This is a genomic window from Micrococcales bacterium (assembly GCA_009784895.1).
GTDB lineage: Bacteria > Actinomycetota > Actinomycetes > Actinomycetales > WQXJ01 > WQXJ01.
Genome location: WQXJ01000001.1, coordinates 58358 through 76612 on the forward strand (window position 1 = coordinate 58358; position 18255 = coordinate 76612).

General features: G+C 62.4%; 14 protein-coding genes. 3 read left to right on the forward strand and 11 right to left on the reverse strand.

Going from position 1 to position 18255, the window contains the following annotated elements:
• Positions 1 to 48: 48 nt before the first annotated feature.
• On the forward strand, positions 49 to 678 hold the full coding sequence (locus FWD29_00270; protein ID MCL2802379.1) for a hypothetical protein: 630 nt from the start codon (positions 49 to 51) through the stop codon (positions 676 to 678).
• A gap of 114 nt (positions 679 to 792) precedes the next feature.
• Here FWD29_00270 and rarD read toward each other — a convergent pair whose 3' ends face one another.
• From rarD to FWD29_00290, 4 genes are all read right to left on the reverse strand, one after another.
• Complete coding sequence (gene rarD / locus FWD29_00275) at positions 793 to 1692, reverse strand: EamA family transporter RarD (GenBank protein ID MCL2802380.1); 900 nt, start codon at positions 1690 to 1692, stop codon at positions 793 to 795.
• 71 nt (positions 1693 to 1763) lie between these two features.
• Positions 1764 to 5138, reverse strand: a complete 3375-nt coding sequence (locus FWD29_00280; GenBank protein ID MCL2802381.1) for an error-prone DNA polymerase — start codon at positions 5136 to 5138, stop codon at positions 1764 to 1766.
• Entirely contained in the window at positions 5131 to 6840 is a 1710-nt protein-coding gene (locus FWD29_00285; GenBank protein MCL2802382.1) for a DNA polymerase Y family protein, read from the reverse strand. Before FWD29_00285 ends, FWD29_00280 begins: the two co-directional genes overlap by 8 nt.
• 11 nt (positions 6841 to 6851) lie before the next feature.
• Positions 6852 to 7601, reverse strand: a complete 750-nt coding sequence (locus tag FWD29_00290; GenBank protein ID MCL2802383.1) for a hypothetical protein — start codon at positions 7599 to 7601, stop codon at positions 6852 to 6854.
• Between the two features lie 368 nt (positions 7602 to 7969).
• On the opposite strand from FWD29_00290, the gene FWD29_00295 reads away from it, so the two are divergent.
• Together FWD29_00295 and FWD29_00300 are read left to right on the forward strand one after the other, a co-directional pair.
• Positions 7970 to 8503, forward strand: a complete 534-nt coding sequence (locus FWD29_00295) for a YbhB/YbcL family Raf kinase inhibitor-like protein (GenBank protein MCL2802384.1) — start codon at positions 7970 to 7972, stop codon at positions 8501 to 8503.
• Positions 8504 to 8518: 15 nt separating this feature from the next.
• Positions 8519 to 9454, forward strand: a complete 936-nt coding sequence (locus FWD29_00300; protein MCL2802385.1) for an aldo/keto reductase — start codon at positions 8519 to 8521, stop codon at positions 9452 to 9454.
• 68 nt (positions 9455 to 9522) lie between these two features.
• On the opposite strand, the gene FWD29_00305 is transcribed toward FWD29_00300, so the two are convergent.
• From FWD29_00305 to glgA, 7 genes are all read right to left on the reverse strand, one after another.
• The gene (locus FWD29_00305; GenBank protein ID MCL2802386.1) at positions 9523 to 10332 is read right to left on the reverse strand and encodes an RNA methyltransferase; all 810 of its coding nucleotides are present in this window, start codon (positions 10330 to 10332) and stop codon (positions 9523 to 9525) included.
• A gap of 12 nt (positions 10333 to 10344) precedes the next feature.
• Positions 10345 to 12324 carry an ABC transporter ATP-binding protein/permease gene (locus FWD29_00310; protein MCL2802387.1) on the reverse strand — a complete coding sequence of 660 codons (1980 nt, stop codon included), beginning with the start codon at positions 12322 to 12324 and terminating at the stop codon, positions 10345 to 10347.
• Positions 12325 to 12527: 203 nt separating this feature from the next.
• Positions 12528 to 14261, reverse strand: a complete 1734-nt coding sequence (locus FWD29_00315) for an ABC transporter ATP-binding protein/permease (protein MCL2802388.1) — start codon at positions 14259 to 14261, stop codon at positions 12528 to 12530.
• A 42-nt stretch (positions 14262 to 14303) separates the two neighbouring features.
• Positions 14304 to 15434, reverse strand: coding sequence for an SPFH/Band 7/PHB domain protein (locus FWD29_00320; GenBank protein MCL2802389.1), 1131 nt, complete (start codon positions 15432 to 15434; stop codon positions 14304 to 14306).
• Between the two features lie 13 nt (positions 15435 to 15447).
• Positions 15448 to 15885 carry an NfeD family protein gene (locus FWD29_00325; GenBank protein ID MCL2802390.1) on the reverse strand — a complete coding sequence of 146 codons (438 nt, stop codon included), beginning with the start codon at positions 15883 to 15885 and terminating at the stop codon, positions 15448 to 15450.
• Between the two features lie 190 nt (positions 15886 to 16075).
• Complete coding sequence (locus FWD29_00330) at positions 16076 to 16861, reverse strand: ABC transporter ATP-binding protein (GenBank protein ID MCL2802391.1); 786 nt, start codon at positions 16859 to 16861, stop codon at positions 16076 to 16078.
• A gap of 151 nt (positions 16862 to 17012) precedes the next feature.
• Positions 17013 to 18221, reverse strand: coding sequence for a glycogen synthase (glgA, locus tag FWD29_00335; protein ID MCL2802392.1), 1209 nt, complete (start codon positions 18219 to 18221; stop codon positions 17013 to 17015).
• Positions 18222 to 18255 lie beyond the last annotated feature (34 nt).

Here is an 18255-nt window from a genome sequence, read left to right on the forward strand (position 1 = left end):
GGTCAAATCGGCTTTACCTTCGAGGCCAAACGGTGCTTGGATGGTGGCGTGCGTTTAACTCGGGTCGTGGCCACCACGCTGGTCTCACTGCTGCTGGCCGCTTTGGGCCTGAGCCGAATCCTGGCCCGGTGGGGCGCCACCGCCGCCGAGCGGGCAGCGGACTACCCCGGCGAGGACCTGTTGAGCCAACCGCGGTGGCGAGCCACCAGGGCCATTTCGATCGATGCCCCACCGGAAAAGGTCTGGCCCTGGATAGCCCAGATTGGCCACGGCCGCGGCGGTTTTTTGGGCGGTGAACTGCTCAAAGTCCTGGCCACGAGCACAACTCCGCCGGCCAGCGAAATCCTGGAGGAGTTCCAGAACCTGGCCGTGGGTGATGTCATCGACGCCACCGACCAGGTTTATTTCACCGTGGTGCAGGTTGAACCACCGAACAGTTTGGTTTTCATGTCGGATAGGCGCAACTATGTGGCCCAACCGTGGTCCTCGGTTCACTCCATCAACGTCATGCCTGAGGGTGAAGGCGGCTCACGGGTGGTGCTGCGCGAGAACGCCGATTGGGCCAGCTGGGTCATAGGTCTGAACATCCAAACTACGGACTTTGTCAAAGGCCTGCTTTTCCGCAACATTATGAAGGCGCTGAAACAGGCCGCCGAGTCAACCCCTGAGGGTTTCTGACCTTATCTCTTGGCCCACGTTCATTGGCGGTTAGAAACTGCCTGCCCCCGCCCTGGCCGGCGCCTAGCCATGGGCTCACCGCCGCCTTTTGGTTTTTTGGCCACCTCAGCGGACTTAGCCGGACCGCCGGCGCCAAGCCCGCCGGCTAGCGTCTGCCCCCAAGATCACCAGGGCTACCCAGACGGCGGCGAAACCGAGCCACCGCCCCAGCGGCATGGCTTCACCCAGAATGATCACGCCAACTAAGAACTGCAGCACTGGGCCCAAGAACTGGATTTGGCCCATCGTGGACAGCGGGATGCGTCTCAGCCCGCCGTTACACAGCAACAGTGGCACCACTGTGACCACGCCCAAGCCGACTATGGCCAAGGCGTGCCAAGCGCCAAAACCGAGGAACGACTGACGCCCAGTAACGCCAAACCAGATCAACACGCCCACCGCCACGGGGGCGACCACCAAGGTTTCGATCCCCAGTGTGGTCAAAGTGGGTAGCGCCTGACCGACCGTTTTTTCGATGAAGGAGTAGACGGCGAAGGTTAATGCCACGGTCAGCGCGATCCAAGGCAGGTGACCGGTGGCCCACCAAACCAGGCTCATGCCGATGGCGGCCACACCGACCGCCGTCCACTGCACCACTGCTAAACGTTCGCCCAGAAAGGTCACGCCCATGGCCACGGCCAGCAGTGGGCTGATGAAATACCCCAAGGCGGCGTCAATGACCTGACCGGACAAAGTGGCGTAGATAAAGGTCAGCCAGTTAATGGTGAGGAGTAGGCCGGCCACGGTCAGCAGGCCGAATTGGCGGCGGTTACGCAGTGCCGCCAGAGCCACACGCCTCTGGCCGGTCAAACCGACTAGTAGGACACAGACCAGCAGCGACCAGACCACTCGTTGGGCGATTAGCTCCAACGATGAGGTTGGTCGCGCCAGCAGCAAGTAGAGAGGGAAAAAGCCCCACCAGATATACGAGCCAATGGCCAGCGCCAGGCCGTCTCGGTAGCGGCGGGTCGACACGGATTCATCATAGGTGCCTTGGCCTGTGCCAGGTGCCCGCCTTCTCGGCTGACCACACCGTTGGCAGGGCCTTACTGGAAATCGCGGGAGCGGGCCGGCACCGGCAGATAGAGCGGGTGGAGATGACCGGCTTTGACCCCAACCGCACCATCTTGCTTTTCCAGGCGACCGCTAACCACCAGGGCTGAGGCGCCGCGAGCGATTTTGCGGTACTTATTCCAGACATCGGCCGTACAGACCACATTGAGCTGGCCGGTTTCGTCTTCAAGCGAGATGAAGGTGACACCCCTGGCGGTGCCGGGACGCTGTCGGTGGGTGACCACACCGGCTACTTTTAGCCACAGGCCCTCAACCTGGTCTTGGACTTCGATCAGTCGGAAAACCCCGGCGGCGTCCAATTTGTGGCGGACATGAGCTGTCGGGTACTCCCCCAGTGACACCCCGGTGGACCAGTAGTCGGCGTAGGCCAGTTCCGCCCGGCTCATAGTCGGTAACGCCGGGGCCTCTAAGCCCACCGATGTGCCGGGCAAAGTGCCGGCCCCGCCCACTGCGCCGGCCGCCCACAAGGCTCGCCGCCTGTCCCCGGCCAAAGTGTCCAAAGCCCCAGCGGTGGCCAGGGTTTCGAGTTGGGCCGTGGTCAGTTCGGCCCGCCGGGCCAGGTCCTCCAGCGAGCTAAAGGCCGCCTCTTGGCGGGCTGCCACGATGCTTTCCGCCACCGCTGAGCCAATCCCGCGGACCTCGGCCAGCCCTAGACGCAGGCCAAGGCCCCGGTCGCCGCGTAGCAGCCCGGGGTGCGGTCCAACCCGGTTAGAAGGCGGCGGCGTTGGCTCCGGCCCGCTTGGCCCAACCGCTTCGACACTGGCCTTGGCGGCGGAGACAGCCACGTTTGGCCCTAACACCACCAGGCCGTGCCGCCGGGCGTCCGCCACTAAGGTTTGCGGCGAGTAGAAGCCCATCGGCTGGCTGGCCAGGATTGAGGCGTAGAAGGCGGCCGGATGGAACACCTTAAGCCAGGCGCTGACGTAGACAATCAGAGCAAAGGAAAAGGAATGCGATTCGGGGAAACCAAAGTCAGCAAAGGCCCGCAACTGGTCCCAGATTCGTTGGCGCACTTTAGGTGAGTCAATGCCGTGGGCGGCCATACCGGCCAACAGATCATCTTTGATCGCCGCCATCCGCTCGACTGAACGTTTGGCGCCCATGGCCCGGCGTAGCTGGTCAGCTTGGGACGGGCTGAAACCGGCCGCGTCGATGGCGATTCGCATCAGCTGCTCTTGGAACAGTGGCACGCCAAGCGTCTTTTCTAAGGCTGGGCGCAACAATTCGTGGTCGTAGCTGACAGCCTGGCGCCCGCGGGCTCGTTCGATGTAAGGGTGAACCGATCCGCCCTGGATTGGGCCGGGGCGGATCAGAGCGACTTCGACCACTAGGTCATAGAACTTCCGTGGCCTAAGCCGCGGCAAAGTCGCCATTTGGGCTCTGGACTCGACTTGGAAAACCCCGACCGTATCCGCAGCGCAAAGCAGGTCGTAGACCTCTACCACCTCCGGCGGAATGGTGTGCAGCTCCCAGCGTTTGCCCTCGGTCCGTTCAATCTCATCAAAGGCCAGACTGACTGCCCCCAGCATGCCCAGTCCCAGCAGGTCGAATTTGACTAACCCGGCTTGGGCCACGTCATCCTTGTCCCATTGCAGCACCGAACGGTCCGCCATCCGGCCCCATTGCACCGGGCAAACGTCGATCACCGGCCCATCGCATAAGACCATGCCGCCGGGGTGTATACCCAGGTGGCGAGGCAAAGATGTCAACTGCTCAGCAAGGTCCAAGACATCTTTGGGGATGCCGCTGAGGTCGTCATCAGCCACTTCCACTTTGGCCCCGGCCTTGCCCCAGGGCCGGTAGTGGATCTGGCCCCGCTTGAGGTCGCCATAGCGTTCGATCCGCTTGGACCAAGCGGCCAGCTGCCCCGGGTCATAGCCCAAGGCCCGGCCGGCATCACGCAAGGCCAAACGGGTGCGATAGGAGATCACCGCGCCAACTAAGGCCGCCCGTTCCCGGCCGTATTTGGCGTAGACATGTTGAATTACCTCCTCGCGCCGGCCGGATTCGATGTCGAGGTCAATATCGGGATAACCCTCACGTTCTGGGGCCAAGAACCGTTCGAACAGCAGCCCGTGGCGGACCGCGTCGACCGCCGTGATGCCAAGGGCGTAGCAAACGGCCGAATTGGCCGCGCTACCCCGCCCCTGACACAGGATGGATTGGTCACGGCAAAAGTCGACTATCTCCCACATGATCAGGAAGTAGCCGGCCAGGTCGAGCTGGGCGATGATGGTCAGTTCGTGTTCAAGCACGGCGTAAGCCTTGTCGTTGCCTGCCCCTGGTGGTCCGTAGCGCCTCTTGGCGCCGGCCAAGGTCAAATGGCGCAGCCAGCTGTTGTTGTTGTGCCCGGCCGGCACCGCCACTGGCGGCAGCTGAGGTGCTATCAACCGCAGGTCAAAGGCGCATTCGGCACCCAGAGCGGCAGCCATAGCGACCGCCTCAGGGTGTGTCCGATGCCGGCGCGCCACGTCGGCAGGGCATCTCAAGTGGGCGGTCGGTGCGGCGGGCAGGTAGCCGTCCATTTGGTCCAGCGATTGGCGCTGCTTCAACGCGGCCATAGCTGTGGCCAGTGGGAACTGACTTGGGTTGGCGAAGTGAATATTGCCGGTGGCAACTAAAGCCGTCCGGCCCCGCTGGGCCACCTGGGCCAGGGCGTCACAGCGGGCCGGGTCGAAGGGATCACCGCCCTGGGTGATCTCGACGGCCACATTGTCCCGGCCAAATAGCGCGGTCAGTTGGTCAAGAGCCCGCCCGGCCGCGTCCAGGTTCCACCCATCGACGCTCTCGATCCCTCTCAAGGGTCCTTGGCGGCAGCCGGTTAGGACCAGCCATTCGCCGCCACCTTGCTCAGCCAGTTCTTCCAGTTCAAAACTCGGTTGACCTTGCGGCCCTGGGAGATTGCCTAACGCCACTCTCCCAGGGTCCGGTGCAGCCTTTTTTGGCCGCGTCTTCGCTGGCAGAAGCTTCGCTTCTGCCGCGTGCGACACGGCGGGGGGTGTTTGGCAACGCCCCCCTAAGCGCAAATAGCCGCGGGCAATAGTGCGGGATAGCCGGCTGTAACCGGCCGGTCCCCGGGCCAAAACCAGCAGATGGGCGCCGTCACTTAGAGTCAGTTCGGCGCCGTAGAGCGCGGGCAGGCCAACTGCCCGGGCGGCGGCGGCAAACTGGACTACGCCGTAGAGCCCGTCATGATCAGTCAGGGCCATGGCGGATAGGCCCAATTGGGCCGCCCGCTCAGCTAAATCGGCCGGTTGACTGACCCCGTCTAGAAAACTGAAAGCGCTGTGGGCGTGCAGCTCGGCATAACGTGGCCCGGGCGCCTCATCCACCAACCTCTTAGTCATAGACCCCCTCAATCTGCCAAACCCCGTTTTGACAGGCCAACAAGGACAAGACGGTGCCATTTGGCCGCGTCTTCGCCGGCAGAAGCTGCGCCTCTGCCGCGTGCGACACGGGGGTGCCCTCAGGCACCGTCGTGTCAAGGGCGGCGCTATTTGGCCGCGTCTTCGCCGGCAGAAGCTGCGCCTCTGCCGCGTGCGACACGGGTTGATCCGATTCGACCTGGAGGTAGACCCGGCGCTGTGGTTGTCTGGTCCACCACCGCTCTACTACGGGCCAAGGGCCGGCCCAACCCTTAACCGGGGCGTTGTCTAGGCGGCTTGGCTCCCCCGACAACTCCAAAGTGGCGCTGACGCGCACCAGGTTGCCACCGGCATCGGACAGATTGACCGGCCACGGCTTAGATGGCACCAAAGCTGGTGCTGGGTCAGGTAACTTGCCTGGCCAAGGTTGGTTTAGCGGGCGCAACGGCACGGCCTCATCGCCCCATTGGACCAGGCGGATGCGGCTACGGGGGTCACGCCCACCTTGTTCAACTGGCTGGAAGACGGCGCCTTCGCCCAGCATGGCTTGGAGACGATCAGCCCCGCGGGCGGCCCTGGCCTGGGCTTGGCCTTCGTTGTCCCATAGGCGCGCGGCCGATCCCCCGGCTGGATGAACTTCCTCCGCCTGTAGGCGGATCAGCACTAGGGCTCCGGTCGGAGCTAGACCACTGCGACCAGTCAGCCAGCCCTCCAACTGCCAACGCAGGCGGTCACGCACCCCGGTCGCGTCAACGCCGTCAAGCCGCCAGCTGCGGCTGAGGGTTTCGCCGTGTTCGGTGGTGGCTTCGATCCTGAGCCGGTCATAGCTCTGGCCGTGATGGGCCAATTGGCGGTGAAGATCTTCCGCTAAGCGGCGGCCCAAAAAGGCGGCAGCCTCAATCTGGGTGACAGGCGGGTCGGGTTGGGCTTGCACCACGAACTGAGGCTCTGGTCTCAGAGCCGTCACGATCAGGGCGTCTTCTGCCCTGGCCAGGCGCCTAGCCCAAATACCGGTGGTGCCAAAACGCTCGCTGACGGCGCTGGCTGGCAGATTGGCTAGATCCCCCAAAGTCCGCACGCCTAGGCGGGCTAGCAGGTCGATCAGAGGGTTCAAAACGTCAGCCTGGACCGTGCCTTGCAGAGCCAGTTGGAGCTCTGGTAATGGCCTAGGTTCAAGGAATTGACTAGAGTGCCCCGTTTGAACGATCCGGTTCTCCCGCGCCGCCAAGATAGCGGCCAACGGGCCATCAGCCACCCCGACCCAAGCCTCAGAACCAGTCTGAGTGGTGAGCTCATCCAATAGGTGTTCGGCCAGAGCTTGATCAGAGCCGTGGTAACGAGCAGCCCGACCGGCGGGGCATAAGGCCAAACCGGGTCTAAGCAGCTCGACCCCTGGCACCTGGTCATCCAAGGCTTTAGCCAGCTGCGCAAAGGTTCGAGCGTCGCGGGCTTGGTCGGCTGGCACCAGCTGGGCTGCGGGGCAGGCGTCTTGGGCGGTGCGGCGTTTCATACCGCGCCTAGCTCCGGCCTTTCTGGCGGCGGCCGAAAGAGCCTTCACCCGCCCAGAGCCAAGCACAATGACAGGCTGGTCAGCCGGCGCCTGGCCAGCCATGATGGCGGCTACCACCGGCCAATCCGGTACCCACAAAGCGGCCAGGCGGCGGCCAGGCGGCGCACTATTCACTAGCCTTCTGGTCATATCGCTGCCAATCGCTTTGGCTGTTGGTTGGTGGCTAGCGGATCTTGTTGGTGCTGGTGGTCGGGTGGCTGATGTGGCTGGCCGGCCGCCAAAACCTGCGCTCCGGACCAACGCACATCCAGCCACCCGGCTTCTAGCAGGCCATCGCCTTGCCCTAATGACCGGTGGCTGATCTGGCTGATTTCGACTTTGAGTTGAGCCCCAGGCCATTGACCACTAGTCACTAAATAGCCTTGATGGTGACGCAAACGGGCCTCTAAGCGCCGCCGGTCTGCCGCTTGGGAGGCAGTGGCCGTCCAACTATCACCTAATACCACCACGCCAAAGGCGTCGATCAAACTGGCTAGCGCCTTGACCCCACCATCGCCCAGATCCGGTACCACCACCGCTCGTTCCAAGGCCACCCCGGCCTGGGCCGCAGCCAGGTAACCCAGATCAGGCAGGTGGGCCAAGGCGCCCCAGGTTTGGGCCTGCCAAACCCCGGCTGCCACCGCCAGCAAGGCGCTAGTTGAACCAGTAACCTGGGCTACCTGCCCTGGTGCCAACAGTGCCGCAGCTGTGGTCTTGACCTCATCTAAAGTGCACTGGCTGGTCCCGCCGTCTTGTGCGGCCACCAAACGCAACCGCGGCGGGTCCAACGAGCGGTCGAGCCCAGCCTGGCTAACCGGCCGGGTGCCAGTTGAAACCTCGGCCTGCTTGAGCGCCTGGCTGGCCCTGGCCAGGCGTAGTGCTTGGCTCTCCCCCACGTCTAGTCCCTCAAAGTCAATACATTTGTTCTAGACCTATCAGTCTAACATTGCTAGAACATTTGTCCAAGCCCAATTGGCCTACCCCAGCCCAGCCGAGGCACCGCCCGGCATCTAGTCTGTCCAAACCGCACTGCCCTGGATCGAGTCTCACCCTGGCCGCACTGCCCTGGATCGAGTCTCACCCTGGCCGGCCTGGGCTTCCGGCTTGAACTGGGGTTTTACGGAGAACGGTGTCCGGTGCGGGTGAAAGTCGTTCGGCTGGGCCCCGGTGCGGGTGAAAGTCGTTCGGCTGGGCCCCGGTGCGGGTGAAAGTCGATTGGCTGGACCACCGTGCTATCAGCGCACCATTGAAGTAGCATCCAGTTATGAACCTTGAACGAACCCCGCCGCCCGATCCTTACACCCTGTTACCAGCTGTCCCAGCCTTCCAATTGACCAGCAATGACCTGGTCGACGGCGGACCGTTGGACAAGCGCCACGTCCTCGAATTCGACAATATCTCCCCCCACCTGGCCTGGTCTGGTTTCCCCCCTGAGACCAAGAGCTTTGCTGTGACCGACTTTGACCCAGATGCACCAACACCGTCCGGTTGGTGGCACTGGATGCTGGTCGACTTGCCGCCCAGTGTGACCGAGCTCAAGCGCAACGCCGGCCAGTCCGACCAGACCCTGCCCAGCCCGGCCTACCACATCAAATGCGATAACTCGGTTTGGGCCTACGCCGGCTCGGCCCCGCCCCCGGGTGACTACCCGCACACCTACTACTTCGCCGTTCACGCCCTAGACACCGACAAGCTCGAGATTGACAGGGACACCTCGGCTGCCTGCTCCGGTCTGTATATGACCTTCCACACCATCGCTCGGGCGGTTATGACCTCAACCTGGTCAGCGCCAGCCTAAGACGGAGTACCCACCATGCGAACCATTTCTCTGGGCGGCAGCTTCTTAGATGCCCCCGTAATGTCCCTCGGCATGTGGCGAGCCGGAGACATTCCACTGGCCCGGATCAGGGCCATGACCGAAGCGGCCCTGGATTGCGGTGTCAACTTCTTCGACCACGCCGACATCTACGGCAAAGACCATCGCTGTGAGCGCCGTTGGGCTGAGGCCATGCAGTGGACTCCAAGCCAGCGCCAGGACTTGATTATCCAAACCAAGGCTGGGATCAGACAAGATGCTGGTTGGCTCTATGACTTCTCGGCCAAGCACCTAATGAGCACCGTTGAGGAGTCACTCAAGTCCCTGCGCACCGACTACATCGACATCTTGTTGTTGCATCGGCCTGACGCCTTGATGGAACCAGAAGAAGTGGCCCAGGTCTTCGACCAGTTGTGGAACGACGGCAAGGTGCAACACTTCGGCGTCTCAAACTTCACCGCCAGTCAGATCGAACTGCTGACCCGCTACGTCAACCGCCCCATAGTGGCCAACCAGGTTCAGTTGTCTCTGACTCACTGCCCCATCATTGCCCAGGGCTTGGCCGCCAATATGTCGGCAGTCGACGGATCGGTCGAGCGGGCCGGTGGCCTGGTGGAGTACTGCATTCTCAACAACATCACCCTCCAGGCCTGGTCGCCAGTCCAAGCCGGGTTCTTGACCGGTACATTCCTGGCCGATCGAGACAAATACGGGCCGCTCAACGATGTGATTGATCGCTTGGCCGGTGAATACGGGGTCGAACCTGTCGCCATCGCGACCGCTTGGATTTGGCGCCACCCGGCCAACATTCAGGTAGTGCTGGGCTCATCTAAGCCCGAAAGGATCCGGGCTGCCGCCGCCGGCAGCGACATCCGCCTAACGCGCGAACAGTGGTACGAACTGTTTATCGCCGCCGGCCACGAAGTGCCCTAGAAAATGTCCCTACCCCCGCCCAATTGAGGTGCGGCCAATCCAGCTATGGGCCGCGTCCTGGCCTGGCGTCAGCTTTGGGCGCGGATAGCCCAAAAGGCCACGGCCGCGGCCGCAGCGACGTTCAAAGAGTCGACCCCACCGGACATATTGATCCGCACGGACAGGTCAGCCAGCTCAAGTGCACGGGCCGTTAGCCCATCACCTTCGCTGCCGACCATCAAAGCCAGGCGCTCAGGCAAGTCAGTGGCGAAGTCTGCCAGCGGGACGGCATCGGGCGTCAGGGCCATGGCCGCCACCACGAAACCGGCCTGCCTTAGGCGAACCAACTCTCCTGGCCAAGGATCAATCCTGGTCCACGGCACCTGGAAAACCGCGCCCATCGAAACCCTGACAGAGCGGCGGTAAAGCGGGTCGGCGCTGCGTGGGGTCACCAGCACGCCGTCCACGCCCAACCCGGCCGCGCCGCGAAAAATGGCACCCAAATTGGTGTGGTCAACCAGGTCTTCAACAATGACCAGTCGACGCGCCGGGGCCAAGACCTGGTCGAGCGAAGGCAGCTGGGGCCGGCGCATAGCCGCAATCACGCCGCGATGCATCCTGAAACCGGTCACCTGCTGCAAAAGCTGCTCCGAACCGACCAACACCGGCACCGACGCTGGCAGACGCGCCAACATGGGCTCCAAGCGGTCAACCCACTTGGGTGTCATGAGGAGCGAGATCGGCTCGATCCCGGCGTCCAGCGCCCGCCCCAGCACCTCGACGCTTTCGGCCATGAACAGCCCGCGCTCCGGTTCGATCCGCCGCCTCAGTTGCACATCGGTCAGCCGCAGGTAGGGGTCCAAAGACGGCTCGCCGGCCTCGTCAACCTCAATGATCACTGGCGCGGCCGCCTATTCGTGGTGGGCCACAGCCCCGGCAAACTGCGATTGGTAGAGCCGGAAGTAGGCTCCCCTGGCCGCCAGCAGCGAGGCATGGTTGCCCTGCTCAACAATGTCGCCGTGATCCATCACCAAAATCAGATCGGCGTCACGAATAGTCGAAAGTCGGTGGGCAATCACAAACGAGGTCCGCCCCTGCCGCAGCTGTTTCATGGCCTTTTGCACCAACACCTCGGTCCGGGTGTCAACCGAGCTGGTGGCCTCGTCCAGGATCAGGATTTCCGGGTCGGCCACAAAAGCCCGGGCGATTGTCAGCAGCTGCTTCTCGCCAGCCGACAGGTTCGAGGCTTCCTCGTCGATAACCGTTTCGTAACCGTTAGGCAAGGCGTGGACAAAGCGGTCAACATAGGTCGCCTTGGCCGCCTCGAGCACCATCTCATCGGTTGCATCGGACCGCCCAAACTTGATGTTCTCCCAGATGGTGCCTTTGAACAGCCAGGTGTCTTGTAGCACCATGCCCATGGTGATACGCAGATCCTCCCGCGCCATAGTGCGCGTGTTCTCGCCGTCAATGGTGATCAGGCCGCCTTGGATTTCGTAGAACCGCTCCAACAGGTTGACCAGCGTGGTTTTGCCGGCACCGGTAGGACCGACGATGGCGATGTCTTGCCCAGGTTTGGCCGTCAAGTTGAGGTTTTCGATCAGCGGGGTCGACGGGTCATAGCTGAAGGTGACATCGGCAAAAGCGACCCGGCCTTCGACTTCATAGAGTTCGGTTGGCTCGCAGGGATCTTCATCCTGTTCTTCGGCGTCGAGCAGCTCAAAGACTCTCTCGGCACTGGCCACACCTGATTGCAGCAGGTTCATCATTGAAGCGATCTGGCCCACCGGTTGGGAGAACTGCCGCGAATACTGGATGAAGGCCTGGACATCACCCAGCGACATAGTGCCACTGGCCACGCGCAACCCACCTAACACCGCCACCGCCACATAGGCCAGGTTGGAGATGAACATCATGACCGGCTGGATCATCATCGAGATGGCTTGGGCTTTGAAGCTCGATTCGTATAGCTGGCGGTTGCGGTCCTCGAATTCGCTCTCGGCCTGGGGCTGGTGGCCAAAGACCTTGACCAGGGCGTGGCCGGTGTACATTTCCTCGACGTGGGAGTTGAGCTGACCGGTTGAATCCCATTGCTTGATGAACTGGGGTTGGGAGCGTTTGGCGATCAGAGCCGTGATCAGGGCGGCCACCGGCACCGACACCAACATCACTAGCGTCAACCAGCCGGAAATGGTCAGCATCATGATGAAGACGCCAATCAGCGTGAAGACCGCAAAGAGCAGCTGAGTCATGGTCTGCTGCAAGACTTGGCCCATATTGTCGACATCGTTGGTCACCCGGGACAGGACCTCACCCTTTGGTTGGGAGTCGAAATAGCTCAGCGGCAGGCGGGAGAGTTTCTTCTCCACGTTTTGCCTGATCCGGTACAAGGTGTTCTGGATGACGTTGGTCACCAGCAAGCCTTGGATGTAACCGGCCAGGGCCGAGGCCAGGTAGACCACCAGCACGCCCACCAAGATGTGACCCACAGCCGTGAAATCGATGCCGGCACCGATCCGGAAGTCCATTGAGCCCATCATGTCCAGCATGTCCGGCGTGACATTTGGCCCATTAGCTTGGGGGTGGGCCGCGGCCTGCTCCAGCAGCTTCATCGACTGGGCGTGGTCCAGGACGGTGCCAGGTTCGATCACCTTGGCTTTGGCCATCTCCTGACCAATCCGATCGCCCAGGAAACCTGAAAAGACCAGGTTGGTGGCCCGGCCCAGCAGCTTAGGTCCAACTACGCTCAGCGCCACCGAAATCACTGTTAGCGCCAGCCCCAAGCTCAGGCGGAAAGCCTCGGGCCGCAGCAGTTTGATAAAACGCAGACCCGAGGCTCGAAAGGCCAGGGCCTTTTGCACCGGCATGCCGCCACCGTGGCCGCCACCGATACGGCCGCCACCACGCCGCTGAGGCCCACCACTGCGCCCACCTGGCCGGGGCACCGCCACTGAGGCACTTGGCTTAGGAGCGCCCCGGGCGGCATCGGGCCCCGCCTTACCCGGCTCGGCTGAAGCCTTAGCCGCACCGGCCTGCGCCCCGGCTGAGGCGGCCAGTGAGCCAACTCCCCCGCCTTTGATCCGCCGCCGCCGGCTCACCGGGCTTCCTCCAGCGTCATTTGAGATTCGACAATCTCGCGGTAGGTGGGGCAGGCCTGAAGTAACTCTTGGTGGCGGCCCTGGCCCACGATCCGGCCGGCCTCAAGCACCAGGATTTGGTCGGCGTCCATAATGGTGCCGACCCGTTGGGCTACCAACAAGACCGTTGATTCGCGCGTGACCTCACCTAACGCTGCCCTGACGCGGGCATCAGTGGCGAAGTCTAGGGCGGAAAAGGAATCGTCGAAGATATACAACTCAGGCCGGCGCACCACCGCCCGGGCGATGGCCAGGCGTTGACGTTGGCCGCCGGAGACGTTGGTGCCGCCCTGGGCGATCTCCATCTCCAGCCCGTCTTCGTTTTGCCGCACAAATTCCGCCGCCTGGGCGATCTCCAGGGCCTGCCAGATCTCTTCGTCGCTGGCTTCGGCTTTGCCGTAGCGGATATTCGAGGCCACCGTGCCGGAAAAGAGGTACGGCTTTTGCGGCACCAAGCCAATAGTGCTCCAAAGCTGTTGCAGGTCGAGGTCTTTGACGTCGACGCCGCCAACTTCGACCGTGCCCGAGGTGGCGTCAAATAGGCGCGGCACCAGGTTGATCAGCGTGGTCTTGCCTGAACCGGTGGCACCAATTACGGCCGTGGTCTGGCCCACCTTGGCGGTGAAGCTGAGTTCATGCAGCACCGGGCTGTCGGCGCCGGGATAACGGAACGAGGCCTGGCGCATTTCGATCCGGCCCGCCTTGGGCATTGCCTTCTGGGCGTCGGCTACCTGCACGACCGATGACGAGGTCCCCAGAACTTCGTTGATGCGCCCGGCGCAAACCTCAGCTCGCGGCACAAAGAAGAACATCATGGCCGCCATCAGCACCGACATGAGGATCTGCATCAGGTAGGTGATGAAAGCGGTCAGCGATCCAACTTCCATGCCACCTGAGGCGATCCGGTGGCCGCCAAACCAGATCACGGCCACCGAGGTCAGGTTCATCACCAGCATGATGAAGGGGAAGAACAGCGAAAACATGTAGCCGACTGAGCGCTGCAGTGACGTCAAGGACAGGTTGACCTCATCGAAGCGGTCCTGTTCAGCCGAGTCGCGGACAAAAGCCCTGATCACCCGGATACCGTCAATTTGCTCTCGCAGCACACCGTTGACCCGGTCAATAGTGGTTTGCATTTTCATGAACAACGGCCGCATTCGCTTGAGCACAAAACCCAAGAAGACGGTTAGGACCGGGATAACCACCAGCAGCAGGCCGGTTAGTTTGACATCGTGCCGTAGCGCCATGATGACGCCGCCAACCATGGTCATGGGCGCCGAGATGATCAGCACCAGCGTCATCAAGACCACCATCTGGACCTGTTGGACGTCGTTAGTGGCCCGGGTGATAAGCGAGGGAGCACCAAACTTGGCCACCTCCCGGGCTGAGAAGGTCTGGACCCGTTCGAACTCGGCTTGGCGGATGTCGCGGCCCATCGACATGGCTGTGCGCGCGCCCAGGAAGACCGCTGCCGCGGCGCAGGCCACCTGCCCCAGTGAGGCTGCCAACATGAAGCCACCTAGGCGCAGGATCTGGTTGGTGTCGCCTACGGCCACGCCTTTGTCGATAATGTCGGCGTTGAGTGATGGCAGGAACAAATTGGCCAGCGCCTGGATGGTTTGTAGAACCAAGATGACGGCGATGGGAACCGTGTAGGGCTTAAGGAACTGTTTAAGCAGCTTGGTTAGCATGCCGTTCCTTTCCTAGCCAAATTTGGTGCAGGCGCCAGGGCCTCACTCCGGCTCGGTCGGCTCAGGTACCACCGGCGCTTGGCCGGCCTCAACCGACGGGTCGAAGGGTACACCCGAGCCGGTGCCAGCCCCAGCCGCGTCCGATGTCGCCTGGTCGGCTGCCCCGCGCGCCCTCAGCAGGGCCTTGGCCGGGTCTTCCAGTTTGACGTCACCAAAGGCCATTGACCGCAGTGCCCGGGCGGCCGGCGAAGCCTTGGGCCCATCACTACTGCCGACCCCACCAAAGGCCAAGCCCATACCTTCGAGAGCCTGGGTGAACTCGGCCGGCACGATCCAGAGCTTGTTGGCCTGGCCTTGGGCGATTTGCGGCAGCATCTGCAGGTATTGGTAGGCCAGCAGCTTCGGGTCAGCGTTGCCTTCGTGGATGGCGTCAAAGACCTGCAAAATGGCCCTGGAGTCGCCTTCGGCCTTGAGAATGGCCGATTGGGCCTCGCCTTCGGCCCTGAGGATTTGGGCCTGCTTGGCGCCCTCAGCAGTCAGGATCTGCGACTGCTTTTCGCCCTCAGCGGTCAAGATGACGGCCCGGCGGTCACGCTCGGCCCGCATCTGCTTTTCCATGGAGTCTTGGACCGAATGGGGCGGGTCGATGGCTTTGAGCTCAACCCGGTTGACGCGAATACCCCAGCGGCCGGTGGCCTCATCAAGCACGCCGCGCAGCTGGCCGTTGATCTGATCGCGCGAGGTTAGGGTCTGTTCTAAGTCCATTGAGCCGATGACATTACGCAGAGTGGTGACGGTCAACTGCTCAATACCGGTGATGTAGTGGGCGATCTCGTAGACCGCCGCCACCGGGTTGGTCACCTGGAAGTAGATGACAGTGTCGATGGAAACCACCAGGTTGTCTGAGGTAATCACCGGTTGCGGCGGGAAGGAGACGACTTGCTCGCGTAGGTCGACCGAGGCCCTGACCCTGTCTAAGAACGGCACCAGCAGGTGAATACCGGCGTCCATAGTGCGCGAATACCGGCCCAGGCGCTCGACCAGCTGGGCCTGGGTCTGCGGCACAATCCGCACAGCCTTCTTGATTAGCACCACCACAAAAATGACCAGGATGGCCAACAGCAAAACAAGGAAAAAGTTAGCTGGGTGATGGCGGGGATCGATGCTTTCCACGTGGCTTACCTTTCTAGACAGTTGGCTCAACCACTGCGGTGGCGCCGTCAATGGCTACCACTTTGACACGGCCGCCTTTGGAAATCGAATCGGCGGCCTCAACCCGGGCGGTCCAAACCTCGCCGTCAATCTTGGCCCTACCCCCGATTGAGTCAATACCGGTGACGGCTTCGCCAATCCGACCGACCAGCGCGGCGGTACCAGTAATCGGGTCACCTTCGGCTTTGCGGTGTAGACGATTGATCAACATGGGCCGCAGTGACACCAGCAGCACTAGCGTGACCACGGCAAAAACAATGGCGCTGCCCCACCAAAGGGCGCCAATTAGCGCCGCAATGCCGGCCGCGATCGAGCCCACAGCCAGCATCAGGAAGGTGAACTCGACTGTCAGCATTTCGACCGCACCGAGCACTAGCGCGCCGCAAAACCACCAAACCCACTGCCATGACATGTCTCGCTCCTAGTCTCTTGCCGCCGCCAGGGCCCTGACGCCACTTGCTTCCCGAAGGGTGGGAACAGCACCGCCCGCCACCACGAGCCTAGCCGAGCCAGCGGTTGGCGAGCACCGCCTTAGGAACCGGCCCGCGCCATCGGCGCGCATTACTCACCAACCCAAAGGCGCCGCGGCACCTGGGCAGACTTCAGTTGGCCGTGGCCGAATAACGTTGGCCCCACTTGTGCAAAGACAAGTCCAGGCCAAAAGCCTCAGACACTTTGGCCGAGGTCAACACCTGACTGATCGGTCCGGCGTGAATGAACCGTCCATCCCGCATCAGCGCGGCGTGGGTGAAGCCGGGTGGAATCTCCTCGACGTGGTGGGTCACCAAGATCATGATGGCTGATCCAGCCTGGCTGGCCAGCGAGGACAAAGTTGACAAGAGTTGTTCTCGCCCCGAAACATCGAGCCCGGCGGTCGGCTCGTCGAGTAACAAGACCTCCGGGTCAGCCATCAGCGCGCGGGCCAACAGAACCCGTTTGGTCTCGCCTTCAGACAGCGAGGCGAAGTACCTTTCAGTCAAATCGCCAACGCCAAAGTCATCAAGTAGCTCTTGAGCCCGCTCCTGGTCCGGTAGGCCATAGTCCTCATGCCAGCGACCGGTGACACCGTAGGCCGCGGTCATGACAGTGTCACGGACCAACTCACCTGGTGGAATCCGCCCGGCCAGCGTGGCCGTGGCCAAACCAATCCGGCCGCGCAGGTCGAAGACATCGACCCGGCCGAGCCGTTGGCCCAGCACCCAGACCTGGCCACTGGTGGGATGCAGCCGAGCGGCAGCAATCTGAAGGGCGGTGGTCTTACCAGCGCCGTTTGGGCCCAGCACTATCCAGTGTTGGCCCTCCCTGACCTGCCAATTGACCTGATCCAGGATGTGTTTCTGGCCCCGCCGTAACGTGACGTCTGCAAAACGCAGCACCTCAGCCTTCACGGGCCAAAGCCTATTGTGACCACCCCGCCAGCCCAATCCCCCACGCCGCGAATCGCCATTCCGCCGGGGCGTCTGCCCGGCGGCGGGGCGGCGCCTGCCCGATGCCGGTACTCAGGCGATTGGGCAGCCGCCAGCCACCTGGGTGTTGGGTTCAGAGCAGGGTCTTGTAGATCTCGACCGTCTGGCGGCCAATGGCAGTCCAGGCGAAGTGATCCTCACACCTTTGCCGGGAGGCCACACCGGCCCGGGTCAGCTCGGCCGGATCAGCCATGGCCTTGTTAATGGCGTTGGCCATGTCACCGATGAAGCCCTCGGGGTCCAAAGGCCTACCGGTGCCGTCGTCAACCTGAGCTAGTGGCACTAACCAGCCAGTCGCGCCATTGTCCACCACCTCCGGGATGCCACCGGTGGCAGAGGCCACTACCGGCAAGCCACAGGCCATGGCCTCAAGGTTGACGATCCCAAGCGGTTCGTAGATCGACGGACAGATGAACAGCGAGGCGTGCGACAGCACGGCGTTGAGCTGAACCTGCGGCAGCATCTGCTCGATCCAAATGACACCCTGACGTTCCTGACGTAGGTCGTCGACCAGGCCACGAACCTCGGCGGCAATCTCCGGCGTATCCGGGGCGCCAGCACAAAGCACCAGCTGAATGGCCGGATCAAGCTTCCGGGCGGCCTTGAGGAAGTAGGGCAAACCCTTTTGCCGGGTGATGCGGCCAACGAAAACCGCCGTTGGCGCCTCGGGGTCAATGCCCAGGCCACGCACCGTCTTTTCGGTCTCGTCATTCTGCAACGGCTTCCAAACATCGAGGTCAATGCCGTTGTGGATGACATGGACCTTATCTGGGTCGACAGCCGGATAGCAGCGCAAAATGTCTTGCCGCATGCCGTGCGATACGGCAATGACGCCGGCGGCAGCTTCGTAGGCAGTTTTCTCCGCCCAAGATGACAAGGCATAGCCACCACCAAGCTGCTCGGCCTTCCAGGGCCGCAGCGGTTCGAGTGAGTGGGCACTGAGGATATGGGGCACACCGTGCAGCAGGCTGGCCATGTGGCCGGCCAGGTTGGCGTACCAGGTATGTGAATGGACAATATCGGCGCCGGCAGCGGCACCGGCCATATGCAAATCGACGGCAAAAGTGGCTAGGGCGGGATTGCCCAGGTCATCGGCTGAAGGCGCGTCAAAGCCGGTGACACCGGCCTCTTCACGCGGGCCGTCGAAACATTTGACCCGAACTTCAATCTGGGTGCGCAGCACTTTGGCCAATTCGGCCACGTGGACGCCAGCACCGCCGTAGATGTGCGGGGGGTATTCGCGGGTAAGTAGGTCAACTCTTGGTTTGGTCGTATCAGCCACACTAATAGGCTAGTCTTCCCGCCGACTGCTCGCG